The sequence below is a fragment of the Streptomyces sp. NBC_00582 genome (assembly GCF_036345155.1).
GTDB lineage: Bacteria > Actinomycetota > Actinomycetes > Streptomycetales > Streptomycetaceae > Streptomyces.
The window spans coordinates 8,243,838-8,269,825 of record NZ_CP107772.1 but is presented as its reverse complement, the minus strand read 5'-3'; the positions used below and the strand labels follow the sequence as shown (position 1 = coordinate 8,269,825).

Sequence of the window (25,988 nt, the reverse complement as noted above, 5' to 3'; positions counted from 1 at the left end):
CCTGGCGTCAGATCATCGGCCGCGTCAGCTCGTCGTAGACACTCAGCACCTGCGCGACGGTCTCGTCCTCGGTGGGCCAGGTGGCCGCCTGACGGGTGCCCAGGTCCCGCAGCCGCTCACGCCGTTGCGGATCGTCGAGCAGGCCCGCGACGGCCTCGGCGAAGGCCTGCGCGTCGTCGGGCGGGACGAGTACGGCCGCGTCGCCGACCAGTTCGCGGATCCCGCCGGCCTGGGCGGCGACGAGCGGCACACGCGCGTGAAGGGCCTCCTGGGCGAGGAGCGACCTGGCCTCCTCGCCCCCCGGCAGCAGCGCGAGGTCGGCGGCGGCGAGCAGCGCGCCGACGTCGTCCCGCCGCCCCAGCAGCCGCACCGGCAGCTCCTCGTCCTCGATCCGGCGCTGCAACGCGGGCCGCAGCGGGCCCTCCCCGGCGACGACGACCAGCGGTGCGGGGTCCCGCCGGCACCACGCGTGCGTGGCGTCCAGCAGCAGGTCGTAGCCGCGGTGCCGGTCCAGTGATCCGACAGCCATCAGCAACGGCCGGTCGATCGCGCCGAGTTCGGCCCGCACCTTGGGATGCGGCTGTTCGGCGTCCGCGCGCTCCCCGGCCTCGCGGGGCCGCGGCAGCGCCACACCGGCGAGCCGGGCGTCCCTGGCGCCGGTCCGGCGCGCCAGGTCGACGAGCTCGGAGGTGGTGCCGAGGACCACGGTGGCCGCCTTCGCCACCCGTCGCTCCAGCAGCCGCAGCAGATGGGCGCGGGCGCCGTCGGCACGCGCCCGGCTGTGCCAGGTGACGACCAGCGGAGTGCGGCGCCCGCCGAGCGCGAGGACGGCGCGGAAGGAGGCGTGCAGCCCGTGCGCGTGGACCACGTCGGCGTCCGCGCAGGCCGCCCGCAGCGCCGCCACCGACCCGGGGTCGCTGCTGCGCGGCACGTGCACGTGTGCGGCGCCGGCGCCGGTGAAGTCGTAGAGGTGCTCCGCCTCAAAGGGGGCGCACACCGTCACCCGCACGCCCCGCGCGACGAGCCCCGCGGCCAGGGAGCGCACGTGCGTGCTGCTGCCGGCGTTGCCGCCGCCCAGCACCTGCACGGTGCGCAGCGGCGACTGGCCGTGCGGTGAGTGGCTGCTCACGTGGCCGGGGCTCCTGGTTCGGCGTCGGACGGTCACGAAGGAACGTACTGGGGACCGGCGGAGGGGTGGACCGCTCGGCTTCCTCCTCGTACCAAGCCCAAGGATGCCAGCACGCACGGGTGTTCCGTGCCGCCCGGCCGCGGCACCCCCGGCGACACGGCCGTACATGTCACCCACACGAGCGAAGAAACCCAGGGATCCGTTCGATTACCGCCCGGCTCCCTGGGTCGTGTCGCTCACGTCCCCGCGATCACGCGTCCGCGCGTGCCGTCGCGAGCAGCTCCTCCGCGTGCGCCCGGGCCGTCTCGGAGTCCTCCTGGCCGGCCAGCATCCGGGACAGCTCCCGGATCCGCTCCTCGCCCTCCAGGACCTTCACCCCGGACCGGGTGACCGACCCGTCGTTGGTCTTCTCCACCAGCAGCTGCCGGTCGGCGAAGGCGGCGACCTGCGGAAGGTGGGTCACCACGACCACCTGGGCGGACTTGGCGAGCTTCGCGAGCCGCCGTCCGATCTCCACGGCCGCCTTGCCGCCGACACCCGCGTCGACCTCGTCGAAGAGGTACGTCGGGACGGGGTCGGTCCCCGCGAACACGACCTCCACGGCGAGCATCACGCGCGACAGCTCACCGCCGGAGGCCCCCTTGGCGATGGGCCGCGGCGGGGCGCCCGGGTGCGGGGCGAGCAGCAGCTCGACCTCGTCGGCACCGGACGGCCCGTAGGCGACGGCCCGCCCGCCGACCTCGACCCCTTCCGGATCCTCGGTCTGCCGGATCGCGAACGACACGCGCGCGTGCGGCATCGCCAAGGACGCCAGCTCCGCGGTCACCGCCGCCGCGAACCTGTCGGCGGCCTCGGTCCGCGCATCCGTGAGCGCCTGGGCGAGACCGCCCAGTTCGGTCCGCAGCGCGTCGCGCTCGGCGGTCAGCTCGTCGATCCGCTCGTCGTCGCCCTCCAGCTCGGTCAGCCGCGCCGCGCTCTGCTCGGCCCACGCCAGCACCGCGTTCACGTCCGGCCCGTACTTGCGGGTCAGCGCGGTGAGCGCGGCCCGCCGCTCCTCGACGGCCGCGAGGCGCAGCGGGTCGGCGTCGAGATCGTCGGCGTACCCGGCGAGCTCCCCCGCCACATCCCCCAGCAGGATCCCGATCTCCCCGATCCGGTCGGCGAGCGCGGCGAGCCTCGGGTCGTAGGACCGCACGGCCTCCAGGGCCCGCTGGGCGCCCGCGACCAGGGTGGCGGCGTCGATGCCCTCGGGATCCTCCGGATTGCCCGCGAGAGCCGCGTGCGCGGCCGTGGCGGCCGAGGACAGCGCCTCGGCGTGCCCGAGCCGCTCGGCCTCCTCCGCGAGCTCCCCGTCCTCCCCGGCGCGCGGTTCGACGCCGGCGACCTCGTCGAGGCCGTAGCGCAGCATGTCGGCCTCCTGGGCCCGCTCACGCGCGCGTGTGACGATCTCGTCCAGCTCGACGGCCACGGCCCGCAGCCGCCGGTAGGCCTCGCCGTACTTGGCGAGCGGCACGGCGACGGCGTCCCCGGCGTACCGGTCGAGGGCCTGCCGCTGCCGGGACAGCTTCAGCAGCCCCTGCTGGTCGGTCTGCCCGTGGACGGCCACCAGCTCGTCGGCCAGCTCGGCCAGCACGCCCACAGGGACACTGCGCCCGCCGACGTGCGCCCGCGACCGCCCCTCGGCGGAAACGGTACGGCTGATGAGCAGCGCACCGTCGTCGAGCTCGGCGCCGGCCTCCTCGGCCCGTACGACCACCGGGGCGCCCGAGGGCACGGCGATGCGCCCCTCGACGACCGCCCGCTCCGCGCCGATCCGCACGAGCGCGGCATCGGCGCGCCCGCCCAGCAGCAGCCCGAGGCTGGTGACCACCATGGTCTTGCCCGCACCCGTCTCACCGGTGACGGCGGTGAACCCGGGCGACAGCTCGACGACCGCGTCGTCGATGACTCCGAGCGACCGTATCCGCATCTCCTCCAACACGGGGAAGACCTTACGAGGTCCGACCCGAGGAGTGCGAGGCACCCTGGTCACCCGCGCGAGTGGACCTGTTCGTCAGGGACGTGAGTGGAGCTGTTTGTGAGGGACGTGAGTGGAGCTGCTTTCAGGGGCGCGGGGAACTGCGCGAACGACCACGACGGCGCCGCAGCCGCCGCCCGTCCCCCGCCACCCCCTACCGACCGCTAATGCCGAGCCCCCCGCCACCCGGAAACGGGCAGCGCGAACTTCGCCACCAGCCGATCGGTGAACGACGCGTGATGCAGTCGAGCGAGCCGCACCGGCACCGCCCCCCGCCGTACCTCCACCCGGGCCCCGGGCGGCAGCTCGAACGTCCGCCGCCCGTCACACCACAGCACCCCCGGCGGAATGTGCGGCAGCAGCTCGACGGCGAGCACGGAGTTCGGCGAGGTCACGAGCGGCTTCGCGAACAGCGCGTGCGCACTGATCGGCACCATGAGCAACGCCTCGACCTCGGGCCACACCACAGGCCCGCCCGCGGAGAACGCGTAGGCGGTCGACCCGGTCGGCGTGGACAGCACGATGCCGTCGCACCCGAACCCCGTCACCGGCCGCCCGTCGATCTCCAGCACCACTTCCAGCAGCTTCTCGGCGCCCGCCTTCTGCACCGCCGCCTCGTTCAGCGCCCAGTCCGTGTGCACGATGTCCCCGTTGCGATGCACGACGACATCGACGGTCATCCGCTCCTCGACCTCGTACGCCTTGCTGACCACCCGGTCGACGACCTTGTCGAGATCGTCCCGCTCGGCCTCGGCGAGGAACCCGACACTGCCGAGGTTGACGCCGAGCATCGGCACCCCGGACGCCCGCGCGAACTCGGCGCCCCGCAGCAGCGTCCCGTCACCGCCGAGGACGATGAGCAGCTCACAGCCCTCCAGGCAGTCCGGAGTGGCCTCGGCGACCAGTTCCACCTCGTCCGGCACATGCAGGTCGGCGGCCTCGTACTCCAGGACGCGCACCCCGATGCCCTCGCGCAGCAGCCCCTTCACCACCAGTTCCGCGCTGCGGATCGCGGCGGGCCGGCCCGTGTGGGCGAGGAGGAAGACAGTACGGGTTCGGTTCTCGGTCAACGCGGCCCCTCCGCAACTGCACGGTCAACGTCGGCCGGGTCCAGGGCAGGCGCCCCGGCCCGGAGCCACAGAAAGTACTCGACATTGCCCGACGGCCCGGGCAGCGGACTGGCGGTGACACCCTTCACGCCGAGCCCGAGGTCCCACGCCTTGTCGGCGACGCCGCGCACCGCCTCGGCCCGCAGCTGCGGGCTGCGCACGACGCCCCCGCTGCCGAGCCGTTCCTTCCCCACCTCGAACTGCGGCTTGACCATCATCACCAGATCCGCGTCCGGCTCGGTGCACCGCGCCAGGGCCGGCAGCACCAGCCCGAGCGGGATGAAGGACAAGTCCCCCACGACAAGATCCACTGGCTTCCCATCGATCGCTTCAAGCGTCAACTCGCGTACGTTCGTACGGTCCTTGACGGTGACGCGTTCATCGCTCTGCAGAGACCAGGCGAGTTGTCCGTATCCCACGTCGACGGCGACGACGTGCGCGGCCCCGGCCCTCAGCAGCACGTCCGTGAACCCTCCGGTGGACGCCCCGGCGTCCAGCGCCCGCCGCCCCTGCACGACGAGCCCCCGCGGCACGAAGACCTCCAGCGCCCCGGCGAGCTTGTGCCCGCCCCGGGAGACGTAGTCGGGGTCGTCGTCGTCCACGGCGACGACGATGGCGGCGGCGGTCTCCACCTGAGTGGCGGACTTGGTCGCGACGGTCTTGCCGACGGTGACCCGCCCGGCGGCGATGAGCTGCCCGGCGTGCTCCCGCGACCGCGCGAGCTTGCGGCGCACCAGCTCCGCGTCCAGACGGCGACGTGCGACTCCTGCCACGTTCGGTTCAGCTCCTAATGCCGTACGAGGGTGAGGGCGCCGGGGGTCCCGGGCGGGCGTCGAGCGCGGTCAGCGCGTCACGCAGCCCCCGGTGTACATCCTCGTACACCTCGAGGTGGCCGTCGGTGGCGAGGTGGTCGGCGTCGGCCAGCCGGTCGAGCTGGGCGTCGACCTCGGCGTCGCCGGTGGGAGTGCGGGGGACGGCCAGCGGGGCGGGCGCGGCGGGGTCGTACTCGGGTTCTCCCACCGGGTCCGGTGCGGCCTCGTTCTCCGGCACTGTGTCGCTCATGCCCAGACGCTACCCCGAACTGCTGGGGTACCGTCGATCACGATGGCCACGATCGAGGAGTGCCGTGCGGCACTCGAGAAGCTCTCGGAGAACATGCAGAGCGCCGAAGGGGACGTGCGTACGGCCGCGTCCCTGGACCGTTCGGTGAGCTGCCGGATCACGGACCTGGACGTCACCTTCGTCGGCCGCATGACGGGCGGCCGGATCGTGGTCCAGGACACCCTGCAGGGCCCTCCACCGGAGAAGGCCCAGATCAGGCTGACCATGGCGGGGGACGACCTGGTCGCCCTCGTCCAGGGCGACCTGAACTTCGCGAAGGCGTGGGGTTCGGGGCGGGTGAAGCTGGAGGCGGCCCTGCGGGACCTGTTCCAGCTCAGGAAACTTCTGTAGCGACCGCCCGCCTCGCCCCGGCCCGTGCCGTGCGCGCCGCCGGTACCACCAACGGCGTACCCGTCTCCGGGTCGTCGATGACCTGGCAGCGCAGCCCGAAGACCTCCTCGACCAGCTCGGCCGTGACGATGTCGTGCGGGGCGCCCTGCGCGATGACCTCGCCGCCCTTCAGGGCGATGAGATGGGTGGCGTACCGGGCCGCGTGGTTGAGGTCGTGCAGCACGGCGACGAGCGTGCGGCCCTGGTCCTCGTGCAGCTCGGCGCACAGGTCGAGGACGTCGATCTGGTGCTGGATGTCCAGATAGGTGGTCGGCTCGTCGAGCAGCAGCAGCGGGGTCTGCTGGGCGAGGGCCATCGCGATCCACACGCGCTGCCGCTGACCGCCGGACAGCTCGTCCACGTACCGGTCGGCGAGCTCGGCCACCCCGGTCCGGGTCATGGACTCCTGGACGACCCGCTCGTCCTCGGCCGACCACTGCCGCAGGATCCCCTGGTGCGGGTAGCGGCCCCGGCCGACGAGGTCGGCGACGGTGATGCCGTCCGGCGCGATCGACGACTGCGGCAGCAGCCCCAGCGTCCGCGCGACCTTCTTCGCCGGCATCGACTGGATGACCTGCCCGTCGAGCAGCACCCGCCCCCGCGACGGCTTCAGCATCCGCGACAGCGCCCGCAGCAGGGTGGACTTGCCGCACGCGTTGGGTCCGACGATCACGGTGAAGGAGTGGTCGGGTATCTCCACCGACAGCCCTTCGGCGATGAGCCGCTGGTCGTAGGCGAGGGTGACGTTCTCGGCGGACAGGCGGTTCACGGTGCTCCTCGGGTCGTTCTGGTTCATATCCGGCCCGCCTTGCGCTCGGTGACGAGCAGCCACAGCAGGTAGACACCGCCGAGCACGCCGGTGACCACGCCCACGGGCAGTTGCCCGTCGCCGAACAGCCGCTGCGAGGCCCAGTCGGCGGTGACGAGCAGGGCGGCGCCCATGCACAGCGACGCCACGAGGTTGGGGCCGGGCGAGCGGGTGAGGCGCCGGGCGAGCTGCGGCGCGGTGAGCGCCACGAAGCCGACGGGGCCGGCGGCGGCGGTGGCGGACGCCGTCAGCAGCACGGCCGACACCATCAGCACCAGCCGTACGCGCTCCACCCGCACCCCGAGCGCGTGCGAGACGTCGTCGCCCATCTCCATCATCCGCAGCCCGCGCGCGTTGCCGAGGACGAGTGGCACGAGGACACAGACCAGGACGAGCAGCGGCCAGACCTGCTTCCAGTCCCGCCCGTCCAGCGTGCCGGTCATCCAGACGACCGCCCGCGCCGCGTCGACGAAGTCGGCCTTGGTGATCAGATAGCCGTTGACGGCCGTGGCCACGGCCGACACACCGATGCCCACGAGCACCAGCCGGTAGCCGTGCACGCCCCGCTTCCACGCCAGCAGATAGATGGCGGCACCGGTCACCAGCCCGCCGACCAGCGCGCCGACGGTGACCTGGGCGGTGGTCCCGGAGAACAGCACGATCATCACGAGCGCGCCGGCCGTCGCCCCCTGCCCGAGCCCGAGGACGTCGGGGCTGCCGAGCGGATTGCGCGACACGGCCTGGAACAGCGCGCCGCCGAGCCCCAGCGAGGCCCCGACCAGCAGCCCCACCAGCACCCGGGGCAGCCGCAGCTCGTTGACGACGAGCTCCTGGCCGGGGTTCCCCTCGCCGAACAGGGTCTTGACGACGTCCCCGAACGAGATCGGGAAGTCGCCGGTGCCGATCAGCACCACGCTCGCGGCGAACGCGGCGGCCAGCAGCAGCACGACGACCACCAGGGCACGCACGTCCAGCCGCACCGACAGCCCGCCCGGCGTGCGCAGCGCACGCGCCCCCGCCGCCCTCCCGGTCGTCCTCGCGGTCGTCCTCGCGGTCGTCTCCTCGGTCCTCACAGCTGGGCCGTCCTCCGCCGTCGTACGAGAAAGATGAAGACCGGCCCGCCGATGATCGCGGTGATGATGCCGACCTGGACCTCCGAGGGACGGGCCACGACCCGGCCGATCACATCGGAGCCGAGCAGCAGCACCGGCGACAGGATCGCCGCGTACGGCATGATCCAGCGCAGGTCGGGGCCGGTGAAGGAGCGGACGATGTGCGGGACCATCAGCCCGACGAACACGATCGGCCCGCAGGCGGCGGTCGCGGCCCCGCACAGCACGGTCGCCGCGAGCATGGCCAGCGCCCGGGTGCGGTTGAGGTTCGCACCCAGCGCCGTGGCGGTGTCGTCGCCCATCTCCACCGCGTTCAGCGGCCGGGCGAGGGCGAGCGCGAGGACCGTCCCGGCGACCAGGAAGGGCAGCACCTGCCGGATGGTCTCGTCGGTCGCCGAGGACAGCGAACCGACCGTCCAGAACCGCATCCTGGCCAGAGCCGCTTCATCCATGATCATCACGGCCTGGAGGTAGCCGTAGAGCGCGGCGCTGATGGCGGTGCCGGCGAGCGCGAGCCGTACGGGCGTGGCCCCCCGGCTACCGCCGAGGAACCAGACCAGCGCACCGACCGCCGCCGCCCCGAGGAACGCGAACCAGACGTAGCCGGTCAGGCTCGTCACCCCGAGGAAGGTGATGGCGGTGACGACGGCGGCCGAGGCGCCCGCGTTGATCCCGAGCAGCCCGGGATCGGCCAGCGGATTGCGCGTCAGGGCCTGGAGCAAGGCTCCGGACAGCCCCAGCGCGGCACCGACCAGCAGTCCCAGCACGGTCCGCGACAGCCGCTCGTCGACGACGACGTCCGCGTACGTCCCCGAGTCCGCGAACAGCCCGTGCCAGACCTGGGCGACGGACAGCTCCTTGGCCCCGACGGCGATGCTCGCCACCGCCACCACCGCGAGGACCGCCACGGCGACGAGCAGCCCGAGGGAACGGACCGCCCGGCGGATCGGGGGCGCGGGGGCGGTCTCCGCGCGCTGCTCGGGAACACTGTCGACCAACACGCAGTTAGGTTAGCCTACCCTCCCAAGGCGCCCGGAGGGTTGGTCACCACCCCAGCCGCGCCAGCGCCTTCTCCCCGTCCAGTGCGCAACTGCCCTCCCCCGCAGCCGTCCAGGCCGCCGCGCACAGCGCCCGCAGCCCGTCCAGCGCCTCACCGTCCCCCTCCAGCTCCAGCCGGTCCCGCCCCGCCGTCGCCGTCCAGCCACCGCACCGGAAACCGTCCCCGACCGGGCCGACCTCCGGCTGCCCGGTGAGCAGCCCGCGCAGATCGGCGTCCACGAACGTCGGCCGGTGCTGCGGCGGGGCCGCCAGCAACTGCGCCCCGTCGGTGACACCGGTGAGGACGAGCAGCGAGTCCACCTCCCCGTTGAACGCCCCCTCGATGTCGGTGTCCAGCCGGTCCCCGACCACCAACGGCCGCTCCGCGCCCGTCCGCAGGATCGTCTCCCGGTGCATCGGAGGCAACGGCTTGCCCGCGACCTGCGGCTCGGCACCGGTCGCTATCCGCACCACCTCCACCGCCGCCCCGTTCCCCGGCGCGATCCCCCGCCCGCTCGGAATCGTCAGATCCGTGTTCGACGCGAACCACGGCACCCCGCGCGCCACGGCGTACGCGGCCTCCGCGAACCGCCCCCACGGCAGATCGGGACCGCCGTACCCCTGCACCACCGCCGCCGGATCGTCGTCCGCCGACTCCACCGGCACGAGCCCCCGCTCCCGCAGCGCGACCCGCAACCCCTCCCCGCCGATCACCAGCACCCGCGCCCCCGCCGGCACCTGCTCACTGATCAGCCGGGCGACCGCCTGAGCCGAGGTGATGACGTCCTCGGCGCCCGTCGGGATGCCCAGCTCGGTGAGATGTCCGGCCACCGTGTCCGGCGTCCGCAGCGCGTTGTTGGTGACGTACGCGAGATGCATCCCGCCCGCACGAGCGGTCGCCAGCGACTCGACGGCGTGCACGATCGCGCTGCCACCCGCGTACACCACCCCGTCCAGGTCGAGCAGCGCGGTGTCGTACGCCTCGCTCAGGGCCTGCCCACTGCCCTCGGGCCTCGTCCTGACGCTCCGGCTCATTCCACATCGCTCCTCGCTCGATCCGCTTTCCCCCGATCATCGCGCATGCCACTGACACACGTACGACACGTACCATGCCGGGATGAACACAGCAGGTCACTCGGAAGCAACGGCGCCCCGGGGCCTGGAACTCACCCCGTTCCGAGGCCTGCGCTACGACCCCGAACGGGTCGGCAGCCTCGCCGCCGTCACCTCCCCGCCGTACGACGTCGTCGTCCGCCCCGACGGCCTGCACCAACTCCAGGACGCCGACCCCTACAACATCGTCCGGCTGATCCTCCCCCAGGCCACCACGCCCAGCGCCCGCAACGAACAGGCCGCCGACGCCCTGCGCCGCTGGCTCGCCGAGGGCGTCCTGACCGCCGACTCCGAGCCCGCCCTGTACGTCTACGAACAGCGGCACGCCGACGGCATGATCCAGCGCGGCCTCATCGGCACCCTGCGCGTCACCGACCCGGCCGAGGGGATCGTCCTCCCCCACGAGGACGTCATAGAGCCCGTCGTCGCGGAGCGCGCCGCCCTGATGCGCGCCACCTACGCCAACCTCGAGCCCCTCCTCCTCACCTACCGCGGCAACGGCACGGCGGCCGAGATCGTCGACCGCACCGCCGAGCACCCCCCGCTCCTCGCCACGACCACCGAGGACGGCTACCGCCACCGCCTGTGGGCGATCACCGACCGCGCCGAGCAGGCCCTCGTCCAGGCGGACCTCGCCCACCACCAGGCACTGATCGCCGACGGCCACCACCGCTGGGCCACCTACCGCCGCCTGCGCGCCGCGCACCCCTCCCCCAGCCCCTGGGACCACGGCCTGGTCCTCCTCGTCGACACGGCCCGCTACCCCCTGCGCGTCCGCGCCATCCACCGCCTCCTGCACGGCCTGCCGGTCGCCGAGGCCCTCACCGCCGTACAGGACCTGTTCCGGGTCCGGCGGCTCCGGGTCCCCCTCCCCGAGGCCCTGGAGGCGCTGGCGGACGCGGCCTGCGCCGGAAACGCGTTCCTGCTGGCAGGCGACGGCTCCTTCCACCTTCTCGACCGCCCCGACCCGGCCCTCCTGGACCGCACGGTCCCCCAGGACCGCCCCCGGGCCTGGCGCACCCTGGACGCGACCGTCCTGCACGCCACCCTCCTCGCCCACGTGTGGCACATCCCCGAGGACGACCCGACCCGCATCGCCTACATCCACGACACCGCCGCCACCGTACGCAAGGCGGAACGCAGCGGCACCACGGCCGTCCTCCTCCACCCCGTACGCGAGGAAGTCGTCCGCGACCTCGCCCGCCAGGGCGTCACCATGCCCCGCAAATCCACGTCGTTCGGCCCCAAACCTGCCTCCGGTCTGGTCCTGCGGGCCCTGGACGTCTGAGGGTCCGGGAACGGGCCGGAAAAAATCTTCGGGAAAACCCGCGGGCGATGTCGAGAACCCGCGTCGGGCTCCGTCCCCGGTGTGAACGCGACCAGAATGGGTCGCACAGCACCGAGGAGACACACCATGGCCAAGTATCTGCTGCTGAAGCACTACCGCGGCGCCCCCGCCCCCGTGAACAACGTGCCGATGGACCAGTGGACGCCGGAGGAGATCTCGGCGCACATCCAGTACATGCAGGACTTCGCGGACCGGCTCGAGAAGACCGGCGAGTTCGTCGACGGCCAGGCGCTGGCCCCCGAGGGCCAGTGGGTCCGATACGACGGTGAGGGCCGCCCGCCGGTCACCGACGGCCCGTTCGCCGAGACCAAGGACCTGATCGCCGGCTGGATGATCATCGACGTCGACAGCCAGGAGCGCGCCGTCGAACTGGCCGGGGAACTGTCGGCCGCCCCCGGCGCCGGCGGCAGGCCCATCCACGAGTGGCTCGAGGTCCGCCCGTTCCTCAGCGCCCCGCCCACCATCACGGAGTGACCGCCCAGGTGTCCGCGATGGACGAGGTCCTCCTGAGGAGCCTCACGCCGAACGTCCTCGCCCTCCTCGTCCGCCGCGGAGCAGACTTCGCGGCGGCCGAGGACGCCGTGCAGGACGCGCTGGTCGAGGCGGTCCGCGTCTGGCCCGCCGACCCGCCACGGGACCCCAAGGGCTGGCTGGTCACCGTGGCCTGGCGCCGCTTCCTCGACGCGACCCGCGCGGACACCGCCCGCCGCCGGCGCGAGAACCGCCTCGACGAAGAGCCTCCGCCCGGCCCCACGCCCTCGGCGGACGACACACTCCAGCTCTACTTCCTCTGCGCCCACCCGTCCCTGACCCCGTCCTCCGCGGTCGCGCTCACCCTGCGCGCCGTCGGAGGTCTCACCACACGCCAGATCGCCCAGGCCTACCTGGTGCCCGAGGCAACCATGGCCCAGCGCATCAGCCGCGCCAAGCGCACCGTCTCCGGCGTACGCCTGGACCGGCCCGGCGACGTCGCCACCGTGCTGCGCGTCCTCTACCTGGTCTTCAACGAGGGGTACTCCGGCGACGTCGACCTCGCCGCCGAGGCCATCCGCCTCACCCGACAGCTCGCGGCCGCCGTCGACCACCCCGAGGTGTCCGGACTCCTCGCCCTCATGCTGCTCCACCACGCACGGCGCGCCACCCGCACCGCCCCCGACGGCGGCCTGGTCCCGCTCGCCGAGCAGGACCGCGGCCGCTGGGACACCGTGGCGATCGCCGAGGGCGTCGAGATCCTGCAGACGGCTCTCGCCCGCGACCGGCTGGGTGAGTTCCAGGCCCAGGCCGCCATCGCGGCCCTCCACGCCGACGCGCCCACCGCCGAGGAGACCGACTGGGTGCAGATCGTCGAGTGGTACGACGAGCTCACCCGGCTCACCGACAGCCCCGTAGTCCGCCTCAACCGCGCGGTCGCCGTCGGCGAGGCCGACGGCCCCCGCGCCGGACTGGCCGCCCTCGCGGCCCTGGACGACTCCCTTCCCCGGCACACCGCCATCGCGGCCTACCTCCACGAACGCGCCGGCGACCTGACGACGGCGGCCCGCCTGTACGCGGAGGCGGCCCACCAGGCCCCCAACCTCGCCGAGCGCGACCATCTGACCCGCCAGGCGGCCCGCCTCAACACCCGAAGAACTCCCTGACCCCAAACGCAAAAAAAGGGGGGCGGGTTCCCATGGGAACCCGCCCCCACTCACACGGCGTGCGCTCAGTCCTCGACGTCCGGCTCGTCCTCGCCCGGGGTCACCTCGGACGCGTCCTCCTCGTCGCCCTCGTCGAGGGCGTCGACGAAGTCCACCCCGTCCAGCTCGGCGAGCCGGTCGGAGGCGTCCGTGCTGCCGTCCCGGTCCGCCTCGACGGCCTTGGCGAACCACTCCCGTGCCTCGCCCTCACGCCCTGCGGCCAGCAGCGCGTCGGCGTACGCGTACCGCAGCCGCGCGGTCCACGGCTGTACGGAGTTGGCGGCGAGCTCGGGGCTCTGCAGCGTCACGATGGCCGCGTCGAGCTGCCCCATGTCCCGCCGGGCACCGGCCGCGACGAGCCGCATCTCCACCTGACCGGCCTTGTCGAGCTTGTGCACCTCGGGGGCACCGGCCATGTCCAGCGCCTTCTCCGGCCGCCCGAGCCCACGCTCGCAGTCGGCCATGACGGGCCACAGCTCCACCGAGCCGGTCATCCGCCGCGCGGCCCGGAACTCGGCGAGCGCCTCGCTGTACTTCTGGTTGGCGTACGCCGCGAACCCGGCCGCCTCCCGTACGGCGGCGACCCGCGACGCGAGCCGCAGCGCCACCTTGGAGTACCCGTAGGCCCCCTCGGGGTCCTCGTCGATCAGCCGCGCCACCATCACCAGGTTCCTGGCGACATCGTCGGCGAGCGTCTTGGGCAGGCTCTGCAGCTCCTGCCGTACGTCCTTGTCGATCTCCTCGCCGGTGACGTCCTCGGGGATCGGCAGCCGCTTGATCGGCTCACGGTCCCGGTCCCGCTCGTCACGGAACCGACCGCCACCACGCCGGTCGTCCCCGCGCCGATCGTCCCTGCGGTCGTCACGCCCCCGGAAGCCACCGGGCCGCCCGCCGCGGTCGTCCCGCCGGAACCCACCACGCCCACCGCGGTCGTCGCGGCGGTCGTCCCGCCGGTCGTCGCGGCGGAAGGCCGGCCGGTCACCGCGGTCGTCCCGCCGGAAGCCACCGCGGTCGTCACGGCGATCGTCCCGACGGTCATCACGGCGATCGTCCCGACGGTCATCACGGCGATCGTCCCGACGGAAACCGCCCCGGTCGCCGCGGTCGTCCCTGCGGTCGTCCCGCCGGTCGTCGCGGCGGTCGTCGCGGCGGAACGCCGGGCGGTCACCGCGGTAGCCCCCGCGCTCGCCACCACGATCGTCACGGCGGTCGTCCCGACGGACGTCGCGCCGATCGTCCCGACGGTCTTCCCTGCGGAAGCCGCCCCGGTTGTCGTCACGCCGGAAGGAGGGCCGGTCACCGCGGTCGTCGCGCCGATCATCACGCCGGTCATCCCGACGGAAGCCACCGCGCTCACCGCGCTCGTCGCCGCGCCGGTCGTCCCTGCGATCGTCACGGCGCCCGTAACCGCCCCGGTCCCGGTCCCGGTCACCGAAACCACCACGATGGTCATCGCGCCGGAAAGTCGGCCGGTCACCGCGGTCGTCCCGACGGTCGTCACGCCGGAATCCACGGTCCCGGTCGTCCCGCCGCGGCCCGCGGTCGCGGTCGTCCCGCTGGAACGAGGGACGGGGACCGCGGTCGCCCTCACGGCGGTCGCCACGGTCACGGTCGTCACGACGGCCGTAACCACCGCCCCGGTTGTCATCGCGCCGGAAGCCACCACGATCGCCACGGTCACGGTCGTCACGACGGCCGTAACCACCACCGCGGTTGTCGTCGCGCCGGAAGCCACCACGCTCACCACGCTCACCGCGCTCACCGCGGTCGTCGCGGCGGAAGCCTCCGCGATCGCCACGGTCACGGTCTCCGCGGTAGCCGCCACGATCGCCGCGATCCCCACCGTCCCGTCGCCGCTGGTCGCGCTCCGGTCGGTCGTCGGGAGAGTTGGTGGACATCGGTGACTCCTGTCTTCGGTACCGCAAGCATTCTAAAAACGAAAGGACCCCTGGTCCCAGCTGAACGCTGGTGACCAGGGGTCCTTCCCAAAGATTGTTCGGCGGTGTCCTACTCTCCCACAGGGTCCCCCCTGCAGTACCATCGGCGCTGTAAGGCTTAGCTTCCGGGTTCGGAATGTAACCGGGCGTTTCCCTTACGCTATGACCACCGAAACCCTAATGGTTTCGAGCGAACAAGCACACTTTTCTGTTATGCGTTCTGCTCAAAGCCGGCAACGGTCGTTGCCTCAGAACTAACACAGTGGACGCGAGCAACTGAGGACAAGCCCTCGGCCTATTAGTACCGGTCACCTCCACACATTACTGTGCTTCCAGATCCGGCCTATCAACCCAGTCGTCTACTGGGAGCCTTACCCCATCAAGTGGGTGGGAGTCCTCATCTCGAAGCAGGCTTCCCGCTTAGATGCTTTCAGCGGTTATCCCTCCCGAACGTAGCCAACCAGCCATGCCCTTGGCAGGACAACTGGCACACCAGAGGTTCGTCCGTCCCGGTCCTCTCGTACTAGGGACAGCCCTTCTCAAGACTCCTACGCGCACAGCGGATAGGGACCGAACTGTCTCACGACGTTCTAAACCCAGCTCGCGTACCGCTTTAATGGGCGAACAGCCCAACCCTTGGGACCGACTCCAGCCCCAGGATGCGACGAGCCGACATCGAGGTGCCAAACCATCCCGTCGATATGGACTCTTGGGGAAGATCAGCCTGTTATCCCCGGGGTACCTTTTATCCGTTGAGCGACGGCGCTTCCACAAGCCACCGCCGGATCACTAGTCCCGACTTTCGTCCCTGCTCGACCCGTCGGTCTCACAGTCAAGCTCCCTTGTGCACTTACACTCAACACCTGATTGCCAACCAGGCTGAGGGAACCTTTGGGCGCCTCCGTTACCCTTTAGGAGGCAACCGCCCCAGTTAAACTACCCATCAGACACTGTCCCTGATCCGGATCACGGACCCAGGTTAGACATCCAGCACGACCAGAGTGGTATTTCAACGACGACTCCACCTGAACTGGCGTCCAAGCTTCACAGTCTCCCACCTATCCTACACAAGCCGAACCGAACACCAATATCAAACTGTAGTAAAGGTCCCGGGGTCTTTCCGTCCTGCTGCGCGAAACGAGCATCTTTACTCGTAGTGCAATTTCACCGGGCCTATGGTTGAGACAGTCGAGAAGTCGTTACGCCATTCGTGCAGGTCGGAACTTACCCGACAAGGAATTTCGCTACCTTAGGATGGTTATAGTTACCACCGCCGTTTACTGGCGCTTAAGTTCTCAGCTTCGCCGAGACGAATCTCGACTAACCGGTCCCCTTAACGTTCCAGCACCGGGCAGGCGTCAGTCCGTATACATCGCCTTACGGCTTCGCACGGACCTGTGTTTTTAGTAAACAGTCGCTTCTCGCTGGTCTCTGCGGCCACCCCCAGCTCACCGTGTAAAACGGATCACCAGGTGTGGCCCCCTTCTCCCGAAGTTACGGGGGCATTTTGCCGAGTTCCTTAACCATAGTTCACCCGAACGCCTCGGTATTCTCTACCTGACCACCTGAGTCGGTTTAGGGTACGGGCCGCCATGAAACTCGCTAGAGGCTTTTCTCGACAGCATAGGATCATCCACTTCACCACAATCGGCTCGGCATCAGGTCTCAGCCTCATGTGCGACGGATTTACCTACCGCACGGCCTACACCCTTACCCCGGGACAACCACCGCCCGGGCTGGACTACCTTCCTGCGTCACCCCATCACTCACCTACTACAAGTCTGGTCCGTCGGCTCCACCACTCCCCTTTGCCCGAAGGCTCCGGGGCGGCTTCACGGACTTAGCATCGCCTGGTTCGATGTTTGACGCTTCACAGCGGGTACCGGAATATCAACCGGTTATCCATCGACTACGCCTGTCGGCCTCGCCTTAGGTCCCGACTTACCCTGGGCAGATCAGCTTGACCCAGGAACCCTTAGTCAATCGGCGCACACGTTTCTCACGTGTGAATCGCTACTCATGCCTGCATTCTCACTCGTCAACCGTCCACAACTACCTTCCGGTGCTGCTTCACCCGGCAGACGACGCTCCCCTACCCATCACAGCACCCGTTGGGGCTATATGCTGCAATGACACGACTTCGGCGGTACGCTTGAGCCCCGCTACATTGTCGGCGCGGAATCACTAGACCAGTGAGCTATTACGCACTCTTTCAAGGGTGGCTGCTTCTAAGCCAACCTCCTGGTTGTCTCTGCGACTCCACATCCTTTCCCACTTAGCGTACGCTTAGGGGCCTTAGTCGATGCTCTGGGCTGTTTCCCTCTCGACCATGGAGCTTATCCCCCACAGTCTCACTGCCGTGCTCTCACTTACCGGCATTCGGAGTTTGGCTAAGGTCAGTAACCCGGTAGGGCCCATCGCCTATCCAGTGCTCTACCTCCGGCAAGAAACACACGACGCTGCACCTAAATGCATTTCGGGGAGAACCAGCTATCACGGAGTTTGATTGGCCTTTCACCCCTAACCACAGGTCATCCCCCAGGTTTTCAACCCTGGTGGGTTCGGTCCTCCACGAAGTCTTACCTCCGCTTCAACCTGCCCATGGCTAGATCACTCCGCTTCGGGTCTTGAGCGTGCTACTGAAACGCCCTATTCGGACTCGCTTTCGCTACGGCTACCCCACCCGGGTTAACCTCGCAACACACCGCAAACTCGCAGGCTCATTCTTCAAAAGGCACGCAGTCACGAGAACAAGGCAAGCCTCGTTCCGACGCTCCCACGGCTTGTAGGCACACGGTTTCAGGTACTATTTCACTCCCCTCCCGGGGTACTTTTCACCATTCCCTCACGGTACTATCCGCTATCGGTCACCAGGGAATATTTAGGCTTAGCGGGTGGTCCCGCCAGATTCACACGGGATTTCTCGGGCCCCGTGCTACTTGGGTGTTTCTCAAGCGAGCCGTACAGATTTCAGCTACGGGGGTCTTACCCTCTACGCCGGACCTTTCGCATGTCCTTCGCCTATCCATACGGTTTCTGACTCGCCGACCAGCCGGCAGACTGATCAAGAGAAATCCCACAACCCCGTATGCGCAACCCCTGCCGGGTCTCACACGCATACGGTTTGGCCTCATCCGGTTTCGCTCGCCACTACTCCCGGAATCACGGTTGTTTTCTCTTCCTGAGGGTACTGAGATGTTTCACTTCCCCTCGTTCCCTCCACACTGCCTATGTGTTCAGCAGCGGGTGACAGCCCATGACGACTGCCGGGTTTCCCCATTCGGAAACCCCCGGATCAAAGTCTGGTTGACGACTCCCCGGGGACTATCGTGGCCTCCCACGTCCTTCATCGGTTCCTGGTGCCAAGGCATCCACCGTGCGCCCTTAAAAACTTGGCCACAGATGCTCGCGTCCACTGTGCAGTTCTCAAACAACGACCAGCCACCCATCACCCCCAACCCAAAGGCCGGAGTTCACTGGGGCCGGCATCCGAGGGTTCATTCCCTCAGACACCCAACAGCGTGCCCGACCCGATCCCGTCCGGAGATCATGCTTTCCACGCTCCTAAGAGCAGTACTGACAGCCTCCGACCCGTGAACCCGGCCGAATAATCAACGTTCCACCCATGAGCAACCAGCATCAGACGTTCGCTGATGTACTGGCCTCTGGACCGCCTAAGCGGCCTAGAAGTGCTCCTTAGAAAGGAGGTGATCCAGCCGCACCTTCCGGTACGGCTACCTTGTTACGACTTCGTCCCAATCGCCAGTCCCACCTTCGACAGCTCCCTCCCACAAGGGGTTGGGCCACCGGCTTCGGGTGTTACCGACTTTCGTGACGTGACGGGCGGTGTGTACAAGGCCCGGGAACGTATTCACCGCAGCAATGCTGATCTGCGATTACTAGCAACTCCGACTTCATGGGGTCGAGTTGCAGACCCCAATCCGAACTGAGACAGGCTTTTTGAGATTCGCTCCACCTCACGGTTTCGCAGCTCTTTGTACCTGCCATTGTAGCACGTGTGCAGCCCAAGACATAAGGGGCATGATGACTTGACGTCGTCCCCACCTTCCTCCGAGTTGACCCCGGCGGTCTCCTGTGAGTCCCCATCACCCCGAAGGGCATGCTGGCAACACAGGACAAGGGTTGCGCTCGTTGCGGGACTTAACCCAACATCTCACGACACGAGCTGACGACAGCCATGCACCACCTGTACACCGACCACAAGGGGGCGACCATCTCTGGCCGTTTCCGGTGTATGTCAAGCCTTGGTAAGGTTCTTCGCGTTGCGTCGAATTAAGCCACATGCTCCGCTGCTTGTGCGGGCCCCCGTCAATTCCTTTGAGTTTTAGCCTTGCGGCCGTACTCCCCAGGCGGGGAACTTAATGCGTTAGCTGCGGCACCGACGACGTGGAATGTCGCCAACACCTAGTTCCCACCGTTTACGGCGTGGACTACCAGGGTATCTAATCCTGTTCGCTCCCCACGCTTTCGCTCCTCAGCGTCAGTAATGGCCCAGAGATCCGCCTTCGCCACCGGTGTTCCTCCTGATATCTGCGCATTTCACCGCTACACCAGGAATTCCGATCTCCCCTACCACACTCTAGCTAGCCCGTATCGAATGCAGACCCGGGGTTAAGCCCCGGGCTTTCACACCCGACGTGACAAGCCGCCTACGAGCTCTTTACGCCCAATAATTCCGGACAACGCTTGCGCCCTACGTATTACCGCGGCTGCTGGCACGTAGTTAGCCGGCGCTTCTTCTGCAGGTACCGTCACTTTCGCTTCTTCCCTGCTGAAAGAGGTTTACAACCCGAAGGCCGTCATCCCTCACGCGGCGTCGCTGCATCAGGCTTTCGCCCATTGTGCAATATTCCCCACTGCTGCCTCCCGTAGGAGTCTGGGCCGTGTCTCAGTCCCAGTGTGGCCGGTCGCCCTCTCAGGCCGGCTACCCGTCGTCGCCTTGGTGAGCCGTTACCTCACCAACAAGCTGATAGGCCGCGGGCTCATCCTTCACCGCCGGAGCTTTCGACCCTCACAGATGCCTGCGAGAGTGATATCCGGTATTAGACCCCGTTTCCAGGGCTTGTCCCAGAGTGAAGGGCAGATTGCCCACGTGTTACTCACCCGTTCGCCACTAATCCACCCCGAAGGGCTTCATCGTTCGACTTGCATGTGTTAAGCACGCCGCCAGCGTTCGTCCTGAGCCAGGATCAAACTCTCCGTGAATGTTTTCCCGTAATCGGGATGAACACCACGAGAGCGGAACCAGGAGGAGGAATAGTCCTCCCGGCTCACAGCGTCCTCGCTGTGTTTTTTCAAAGGAACCTCATCCTCGGCTATCACTGCCGGGGACGGGGTATCAACTAATCTGGCGTTGATTTTTGGCACGCTGTTGAGTTCTCAAGGAACGAAAGCTTCCTTTGTACTCACCCGAGTTTCTCGGGCTTTCCTCCGGGCTTCCCTTCGGTGTTTCCGACTCTATCAGACCTTTTCGGTGTCCGATTCCCTGTCGGCGGGATTGTCTTCGGGCTTCCGGCTTTCGCCCGTCGGCCTTTCGACATTCACTACGTTAGCCGATTCCCTGGGCAACTCATAATCGAGTCCCGCAAGTTCGAATTCGGGCATGCGGACATGCCGAAATCGCTCCCGCTGAGGGATGTCGTAGGTAGTGGGTTGGCCGCTTGGCTGCTGGCGAATGCCGTACCCGGTTCAAGCGGCTCGGGCTACGTTACGCCCCCGCCAAAGGCGAGTCAACTTCGGCGGCGCCTGGGTACATGGGCCCGGTACGGGCTCACCGTCGGGTCGTCCGCCACCCAGTAACGCCAGGGGTGGACGTCACCGTCGCCCCCCTCGCCGGCGACCCCGGTGCGCGGGCCGTTGCGTACCTGGTCGGAGGGGACGGGGGTACCGGTCAGCACGGTCAGCGGGGTGTCGTCGGCGGCGCACGCGTCCGTGCCGTCGAGGGCTCGGTCGACGTCCAGGGCTGTGGCCAGACGGGCGGGGCCTTTGGCCAGTTCCTTGTCATGCCGGGCCGAGAGTCGACGTTTACGCGCCAGCTCGGCGCCTTCGATCACCTCGCCGGCGCGGAGCAGGACCGCGCTCGCCCTGCCGTCGGGGCCGCAGACGAGGTTCATGCAGTGCCACATGCCGTAGGTGAAGTAGACGTACACATGTCCGGGGGGACCGAACATCACCTCGTTGCGGGGCGTGCGACCCCGGTAGGCGTGGGAGCCGGGGTCGTTCTGGCCGTCGTAGGCCTCGACCTCCGTGAGGCGGAGAGTGATCGGACCGTCGGGGGTCGTACGGACGAGGAGGCGGCCGAGGAGGTCCGGGGCGACCTCCAGGACAGGGCGGTCGAAGAAGGCCCTGGACAGGGGCGTACGGTCGGGGGTCGCGATCATGCCCTCCGAGCGTAGTGGAGAACGGTGGGTGCGCCGGGGTGGTCAGCGGGCACTCGGCTTGCCAGGGTGTGGGACGCGGAACCGGTCACGGCCGGATCGCGTTTGTAGGGATCAAGGGATCCCGTCAGAAGTAGTCGTAGAGGGAGAGTCATGGCGTTCAAGAAGCTGCTCGCGAGTCTGGGGGCCGGCGGGGCTTCGGTCGAGACGGTGCTGACGGAGGTCAACGTCGTCCCGGGCGGTGTCGTCCAGGGCGAGGTGCGGATCCAGGGCGGTTCCGTCAACCAGAACATCGAGGGGCTGTCCGTCGGGCTGCAGGCCAAGGTCGAGGTCGAGAGCGGCGACCAGGAGTACAAGCAGGACATCGAGTTCACCAAGCTGCAGCTCGGCGGTGCCTTCGAGCTCCAGGCGGGTGCGGTGCACGCGGTGCCGTTCGGGCTGGAGATCCCCTGGGAGACCCCCGTCACGATGATCGACGGGCAGGCGCTGCGCGGGATGCACATCGGTGTCACGACCGAGCTGGCGATCGCCCGCGCGGTGGACTCCGGTGACCTCGACCCCATCAACGTGCACCCGCTGCCGGCGCAGAAGGCGATCCTGGACGCGTTCCTCCAGCTGGGCTTCCGCTTCAAGAACGCGGACATGGAGCGGGGGCACATCCGGGGTACGCGGCAGAAGCTGCCGTTCTACCAGGAGATCGAGTTCTTCCCGCCGTCGCAGTACCGGGGGCTCAACCAGGTCGAGCTGAGCTTCGTCGCCGACGAGCACGCGATGGACGTCGTCCTGGAGATGGACAAGAAGCCCGGCCTGTTCAGTGAGGGCAGTGACACCTTCCGGTCCTTCCAGGTGGGGCTGAACGACTTCCACACGACCGACTGGGCGGCGTACCTCAACCAGTGGCTGTCCGAGGTCGGCAGCAAGCGCAACTGGTTCTAGGCTCGGAATCACCGAGTCCATTCAGGATCGTTCAGGAGGTACCGAGGTGACCGAGCTCAAGCGGCGGCCGCTCCCCCATGACTTCCACCCGCCCGTGCCGTCGTTCACGGTGACGAGCGAGGACGTCGAGGAGGGGGCGACGCTCAAGGGCGCGCAGGTCTACGCGGAGGGGAACACCTCGCCGCAGCTGCGGTGGGAGGGTTTCCCGGCGGAGACCAAGAGTTTCGCCGTGACCTGCTACGACCCGGACGCTCCCACGGGCAGCGGGTTCTGGCACTGGGTCCTGTTCGACATCCCGGCCTCGGTGACCGAGCTGCCGGCGGGGGCGGGCAGCGGCGCGTTCGAAGGGCTGCCGGAGGGTGCCGTACAGGCGCGCAACGACTACGGCAGCAAGGACTTCGGCGGGGCCGCGCCGCCGCCCGGGGACGGGCCGCACCGGTACGTCTTCACGGTGTACGCGGTGGACCAGGAGAAGCTCGGTCCGGATGCCGACGCCTCGCCCGCCGTGGTCGGTTTCAACCTGCGGTTCCACGCGATCGCCCGTGCTCAGCTCGTCGGTGAGTACGAGAACCCCGCCGGGGGATAACCGAAGCGACAGTCAGCTCATCGTTCATTGAACGTTTGCCCGCCTCTGGTCTTGGAAGTGATCAGAGGCGGGCATTTTTTATTGCGTTGTCCATCTCGGCGTGCCCGTCCAGAGTTGATCCGAGCTCGCCGGAGGGCGGGCAGATGCAATGGGGAGGTGGGCTGGATGCGTGACACGCTGGTCCTGAACGCGAGCTTCGAGCCGCTGTCTACGGTGACGTTGAACCGAGCTGTCGTCCTGGTGCTCCAGGACAAGGCCGTCGTCGAGCAGGCCCACCCCGAACTGCGTATGCGGGGCGCCGATGTGGACATACCGGCGCCTCGGGTGATCAGACTGTGCAGGTACGTACGGGTGCCGTTCCGAAGACAAGCGCCGTGGTCGCGGAGGGGGGTGCTGGTCAGGGACCGGCATCGGTGCGCGTACTGCGGCAGGCGGGCGACGACCGTGGACCACGTGGTGCCTCGCGCGCAGGGCGGCCAGGACACCTGGCTGAACACGGTGGCGTCCTGCTCGGAGGACAACCACCGCAAGGCGGACCGGACTCCGGAGCAGGCGGGGATGCCGTTGCTGCGGGAGCCGTTCGAGCCGACTCCGCAGGACGCGATGCTGCTGGCTCTGGGGCAGGACGACTTGGCCTCGCTGCCGGAGTGGCTGGCTCTGGACGCGGCTTAGCGGTTCGCCGTGGGGGTTGCTGTCCCTCGGCGGCCGCGGGTTCGTTGTGGCTCGTCGCGCAGTTCCCCGCGCCCCTTGGAAGCAGGTGGGGTGCGGGGAACTTTGCTGTGAGGGGCCGTCCTCAGTCGATCGACGGCTTCTCTCGGCGTTCCGGGATCTTCTTCTCCGTGTTGCCGTTGGAGCCGGAACCGCCGCCCATCGCACCGAAGTTGCCCATGGCGCCGGAGAGGCCCTTGAGGGCGTCGCCGATCTCGCTGGGGACGATCCAGAGCTTGTTGGCGTCGCCCTCGGCGATCTTCGGCAGCATCTGGAGGTACTGGTAGCTGAGGAGCTTCTGGTCCGGGTCGCCGGCGTGGATGGCCTCGAAGACCGTGCGGACGGCCTGGGCCTCGCCCTCGGCGCGCAGGGCGGCGGCCTTCGCCTCACCCTCGGCGCGCAGGATCTGGGACTGCTTCTCGCCCTCCGCGGTCAGGATCGCGGCCTGGCGCGTACCTTCGGCGGTGAGGATCGCGGCGCGCTTGTCACGGTCGGCGCGCATCTGCTTCTCCATCGAGTCCTGGATGGAGGTCGGGGGCTCGATCGCCTTCAGTTCCACGCGGTTGACGCGGATGCCCCACTTGCCGGTGGCCTCGTCGAGGACCCCACGCAGGGCCGCGTTGATCTCCTCGCGGGAGGTCAGGGTGCGCTCCAGGTCCATGCCGCCGATGATGTTGCGGAGCGTGGTGACGGTGAGCTGTTCGATCGCCTGGATGTAGCTGGCGACCTCGTAGGTCGCGGCGCGGGCGTCGGTGACCTGGTAGTAGATGACCGTGTCGATGTTGACGACCAGGTTGTCCTGGGTGATCACCGGCTGCGGCGGGAACGGGACGACCTGTTCACGCAGGTCGATGCGGTTGCGGATGGTGTCGATGAACGGGACCACGATGTTGAGGCCCGCGTTCAGGGTGCGTGTGTAGCGGCCGAAGCGCTCGACGATGGCGGCGCTCGCCTGTGGGATGACCTGGATGGTCTTGATCAGGGCGATGAAGACCAACACCACCAGAATGATCAAGACGATGATGACCGGTTCCATCGTGCGTCCCCGTCCCCTTCTCCGCTTCTCCGCCTCGAGCGCTTTCGGAAGATCCTACGGTTGTGAAGATCTTGCTGGTCGAGTCTGACAGACCGTCGCGTACCTCGGGAGGCCTTCGCCTCACTTGCGTCGTGCGGGAGTTGTGCAAGGTCAGATGACGATCGCCGTGGCCCCCTCGATGTCCACGACGTCGACGTGCTCACCGACTTCGTACGCGCGGTCCGTGTCGAGGGAGCGGGCCGACCAGATCTCTCCGGCGAGCTTGATCCGGCCGTTGCCCGAACCGTCGACGCGCTCCAGCACGACGGCCTGCTTGCCCTTCAACGCGTCCACTCCGGTGGCGAGTTGGGGGCGCTGTGCGCTGTGCCGGGCCGCGATGGGGCGGACCACGGCGATGAGGGCGACCGAGACGACGATGAACACGAGGACCTGGGCGACCGCGCCGAGGCCGAGGCCGGCGCCTATCGCGGCGGCCACCGCTCCCACGGCGAGCATGCCGAACTCCGGCATCGCGGTGACCACGAGCGGGATTCCGAGCGCCGCCGCGCCGACGAGCCACCAGACCCACGCCTCGATGTCGTTCACAGGGTCATGGTAGGGCCGTGCGTACCGTTGCGGACAGGGCGCACGGGGGTCAGGGGCGGGGTCAGGACAGCGGCAGGCCCTGGGCGGTCCAGCGGTCGCCGACCTGTTCGACGACGAGCGGGAGGCCGAAGCAGAGGGAGAGGTTGCGGGAGGTCAGTTCGAGTTCGACCGGGCCCGCGGCGAGGACCTTGCCCTGACGGATCATGAGGACGTGGGTGAAGCCGGGGGCGATCTCCTCGACATGGTGGGTGACCATGATCATGGAGGGGGCGATCGGGTCGCGGGCGAGGCGGCCGAGGCGGCGTACGAGGTCCTCGCGGCCGCCGAGGTCGAGTCCGGCGGCGGGCTCGTCGAGGAGGAGGAGTTCGGGGTCGGTCATCAGGGCGCGGGCGATGAGGGTGCGCTTGCGCTCGCCCTCGGAGAGGGTGCCGAACTTCCGGTCGAGGTAGTCGCTCATGCCGAGGCGGTCGAGGAAGGCGCGGGCGCGCTGCTCGTCGACGGCCTCGTACTCCTCCTGCCAGGCGGCCGTCATGCCGTAGGCGGCGGTGAGGACGGTCTGCAGGACGGTCTGGCGCTTGGGGAGCTTGTCCGCGAGGGCGATGCCGGCCACGCCGATGCGGGGGCGCAGTTCGAAGACGTCGGTGCCGGGGGCGCCGAGGGTCTCGTCGAGCACGGAGACGGTGCCCGAGCTGGGGAAGAGGTAGGTGGAGGCGATGTTGAGGAGGGTGGTCTTGCCGGCTCCGTTGGGGCCGAGGATGACCCAGCGCTCGCCCTCCTTGACCGACCACGAGACCTGGTCGACCAGTGCCCTGCCCTCGCGGACCACCGATACGTCCTGAAGCTCCAGAACATCGCTCATGAGCGCGTTGTCTCCCCTTGCAGTGTGGCCGGTCTCGGTTGTCGCGGGTGCCTGTGGCTGGACCGCCGCGCGCGGGTGGGCGCGGCCCCTCGGGAAAATCTA

21 protein-coding genes and 3 rRNA genes are annotated in these 25,988 nt (G+C 68.8%); 7 read left to right on the top strand and 17 right to left on the bottom strand.

Going from position 1 to position 25,988, the window contains the following annotated elements; genetic code table 11:
- Positions 1-7: 7 nt before the first annotated feature.
- The 5 genes from OG852_RS37400 to OG852_RS37380 all read right to left on the bottom strand — a co-directional run bounded on the left by OG852_RS37400 (position 8) and on the right by OG852_RS37380 (position 5,317).
- Positions 8-1,129, bottom strand: coding sequence for a glycosyltransferase family 4 protein (locus OG852_RS37400; RefSeq protein ID WP_330350236.1), 1,122 nt, complete (start codon positions 1,127-1,129; stop codon positions 8-10).
- Between the two features lie 250 nt (positions 1,130-1,379).
- Positions 1,380-3,098 carry a DNA repair protein RecN gene (gene recN / locus OG852_RS37395; RefSeq protein ID WP_133913656.1) on the bottom strand — a complete coding sequence of 573 codons (1,719 nt, stop codon included), beginning with the start codon at positions 3,096-3,098 and terminating at the stop codon, positions 1,380-1,382.
- A 212-nt stretch (positions 3,099-3,310) separates the two neighbouring features.
- On the bottom strand, positions 3,311-4,216 hold the full coding sequence (locus tag OG852_RS37390) for an NAD kinase (protein WP_133913624.1): 906 nt from the start codon (positions 4,214-4,216) through the stop codon (positions 3,311-3,313).
- Positions 4,213-5,028 (bottom strand): TlyA family RNA methyltransferase, encoded by an 816-nt coding sequence (locus OG852_RS37385; protein WP_330350235.1) that lies wholly within the window; start codon positions 5,026-5,028, stop codon positions 4,213-4,215. The genes OG852_RS37390 and OG852_RS37385 overlap by 4 nt, the downstream gene beginning before the upstream one ends.
- A 7-nt stretch (positions 5,029-5,035) precedes the next feature.
- Positions 5,036-5,317 (bottom strand): hypothetical protein, encoded by a 282-nt coding sequence (locus tag OG852_RS37380; RefSeq protein WP_133913626.1) that lies wholly within the window; start codon positions 5,315-5,317, stop codon positions 5,036-5,038.
- Positions 5,318-5,359: 42 nt separating this feature from the next.
- On the opposite strand from OG852_RS37380, the gene OG852_RS37375 reads away from it, so the two are divergent.
- Positions 5,360-5,707, top strand: a complete 348-nt coding sequence (locus OG852_RS37375) for an SCP2 sterol-binding domain-containing protein (protein WP_330350234.1) — start codon at positions 5,360-5,362, stop codon at positions 5,705-5,707.
- On the opposite strand, the gene OG852_RS37370 is transcribed toward OG852_RS37375, so the two are convergent.
- The 4 genes from OG852_RS37370 to OG852_RS37355 form a co-directional block, all read right to left on the bottom strand.
- A complete protein-coding gene (locus tag OG852_RS37370; RefSeq protein WP_330350233.1) occupies positions 5,691-6,542 on the bottom strand; it encodes an ABC transporter ATP-binding protein in 852 nt (283 codons plus the stop codon). The genes OG852_RS37375 and OG852_RS37370 overlap by 17 nt on opposite strands.
- Entirely contained in the window at positions 6,539-7,558 is a 1,020-nt protein-coding gene (locus tag OG852_RS37365) for a FecCD family ABC transporter permease (RefSeq protein ID WP_133913657.1), read from the bottom strand. The genes OG852_RS37370 and OG852_RS37365 overlap by 4 nt, the downstream gene beginning before the upstream one ends.
- A 65-nt stretch (positions 7,559-7,623) precedes the next feature.
- Complete coding sequence (locus tag OG852_RS37360; RefSeq protein ID WP_330350232.1) at positions 7,624-8,667, bottom strand: FecCD family ABC transporter permease; 1,044 nt, start codon at positions 8,665-8,667, stop codon at positions 7,624-7,626.
- A 43-nt stretch (positions 8,668-8,710) separates the two neighbouring features.
- The gene (locus OG852_RS37355) at positions 8,711-9,739 is read right to left on the bottom strand and encodes an HAD hydrolase-like protein (protein ID WP_330350231.1); all 1,029 of its coding nucleotides are present in this window, start codon (positions 9,737-9,739) and stop codon (positions 8,711-8,713) included.
- Positions 9,740-9,821: 82 nt separating this feature from the next.
- Here OG852_RS37355 and OG852_RS37350 point away from each other — a divergent pair, with 82 nt between their 5' ends.
- The 3 genes from OG852_RS37350 to OG852_RS37340 all read left to right on the top strand — a co-directional run bounded on the left by OG852_RS37350 (position 9,822) and on the right by OG852_RS37340 (position 12,802).
- Positions 9,822-11,105, top strand: a complete 1,284-nt coding sequence (locus OG852_RS37350; protein WP_330350230.1) for a DUF1015 domain-containing protein — start codon at positions 9,822-9,824, stop codon at positions 11,103-11,105.
- Between the two features lie 126 nt (positions 11,106-11,231).
- Complete coding sequence (locus OG852_RS37345) at positions 11,232-11,639, top strand: YciI family protein (protein WP_133913632.1); 408 nt, start codon at positions 11,232-11,234, stop codon at positions 11,637-11,639.
- A 17-nt stretch (positions 11,640-11,656) separates the two neighbouring features.
- Entirely contained in the window at positions 11,657-12,802 is a 1,146-nt protein-coding gene (locus OG852_RS37340; RefSeq protein ID WP_330351564.1) for an RNA polymerase sigma factor, read from the top strand.
- A gap of 65 nt (positions 12,803-12,867) precedes the next feature.
- On the opposite strand, the gene OG852_RS37335 is transcribed toward OG852_RS37340, so the two are convergent.
- From OG852_RS37335 to OG852_RS37315, 5 genes are all read right to left on the bottom strand, one after another.
- Complete coding sequence (locus tag OG852_RS37335; RefSeq protein WP_330351563.1) at positions 12,868-13,611, bottom strand: tetratricopeptide repeat protein; 744 nt, start codon at positions 13,609-13,611, stop codon at positions 12,868-12,870.
- 1,224 nt (positions 13,612-14,835) lie between these two features.
- Positions 14,836-14,952, bottom strand: a 5S ribosomal RNA gene (gene rrf / locus OG852_RS37330).
- A 104-nt stretch (positions 14,953-15,056) separates the two neighbouring features.
- Positions 15,057-18,176, bottom strand: a 23S ribosomal RNA gene (locus OG852_RS37325).
- Between the two features lie 302 nt (positions 18,177-18,478).
- Positions 18,479-20,004, bottom strand: a 16S ribosomal RNA gene (locus OG852_RS37320).
- Together the 16S, 23S and 5S rRNA genes form the textbook arrangement of a ribosomal RNA operon.
- Before the next feature lie 524 nt (positions 20,005-20,528).
- Positions 20,529-21,179, bottom strand: coding sequence for a DNA-3-methyladenine glycosylase (locus tag OG852_RS37315; protein ID WP_330350229.1), 651 nt, complete (start codon positions 21,177-21,179; stop codon positions 20,529-20,531).
- A 150-nt stretch (positions 21,180-21,329) separates the two neighbouring features.
- On the opposite strand from OG852_RS37315, the gene OG852_RS37310 reads away from it, so the two are divergent.
- The 3 genes from OG852_RS37310 (at position 21,330) to OG852_RS37300 (ending at position 23,370) form a co-directional block, all read left to right on the top strand.
- On the top strand, positions 21,330-22,112 hold the full coding sequence (locus OG852_RS37310; protein WP_133910403.1) for a sporulation protein: 783 nt from the start codon (positions 21,330-21,332) through the stop codon (positions 22,110-22,112).
- Between the two features lie 46 nt (positions 22,113-22,158).
- The gene (locus OG852_RS37305; protein ID WP_330350228.1) at positions 22,159-22,698 is read left to right on the top strand and encodes a YbhB/YbcL family Raf kinase inhibitor-like protein; all 540 of its coding nucleotides are present in this window, start codon (positions 22,159-22,161) and stop codon (positions 22,696-22,698) included.
- Between the two features lie 165 nt (positions 22,699-22,863).
- The gene (locus tag OG852_RS37300; protein WP_133910401.1) at positions 22,864-23,370 is read left to right on the top strand and encodes an HNH endonuclease; all 507 of its coding nucleotides are present in this window, start codon (positions 22,864-22,866) and stop codon (positions 23,368-23,370) included.
- Positions 23,371-23,491: 121 nt separating this feature from the next.
- Here OG852_RS37300 and OG852_RS37295 read toward each other — a convergent pair whose 3' ends face one another.
- The 3 genes from OG852_RS37295 to OG852_RS37285 form a co-directional block, all read right to left on the bottom strand.
- Positions 23,492-24,442, bottom strand: a complete 951-nt coding sequence (locus tag OG852_RS37295; protein ID WP_133910400.1) for an SPFH domain-containing protein — start codon at positions 24,440-24,442, stop codon at positions 23,492-23,494.
- Positions 24,443-24,592: 150 nt separating this feature from the next.
- Positions 24,593-25,027: an NfeD family protein gene (locus OG852_RS37290; RefSeq protein WP_133910399.1), complete on the bottom strand. Its 435-nt coding sequence runs from the start codon at positions 25,025-25,027 to the stop codon at positions 24,593-24,595.
- 61 nt (positions 25,028-25,088) lie between these two features.
- Entirely contained in the window at positions 25,089-25,886 is a 798-nt protein-coding gene (locus tag OG852_RS37285; RefSeq protein ID WP_133910398.1) for an ABC transporter ATP-binding protein, read from the bottom strand.
- Positions 25,887-25,988: the final 102 nt, after the last annotated feature.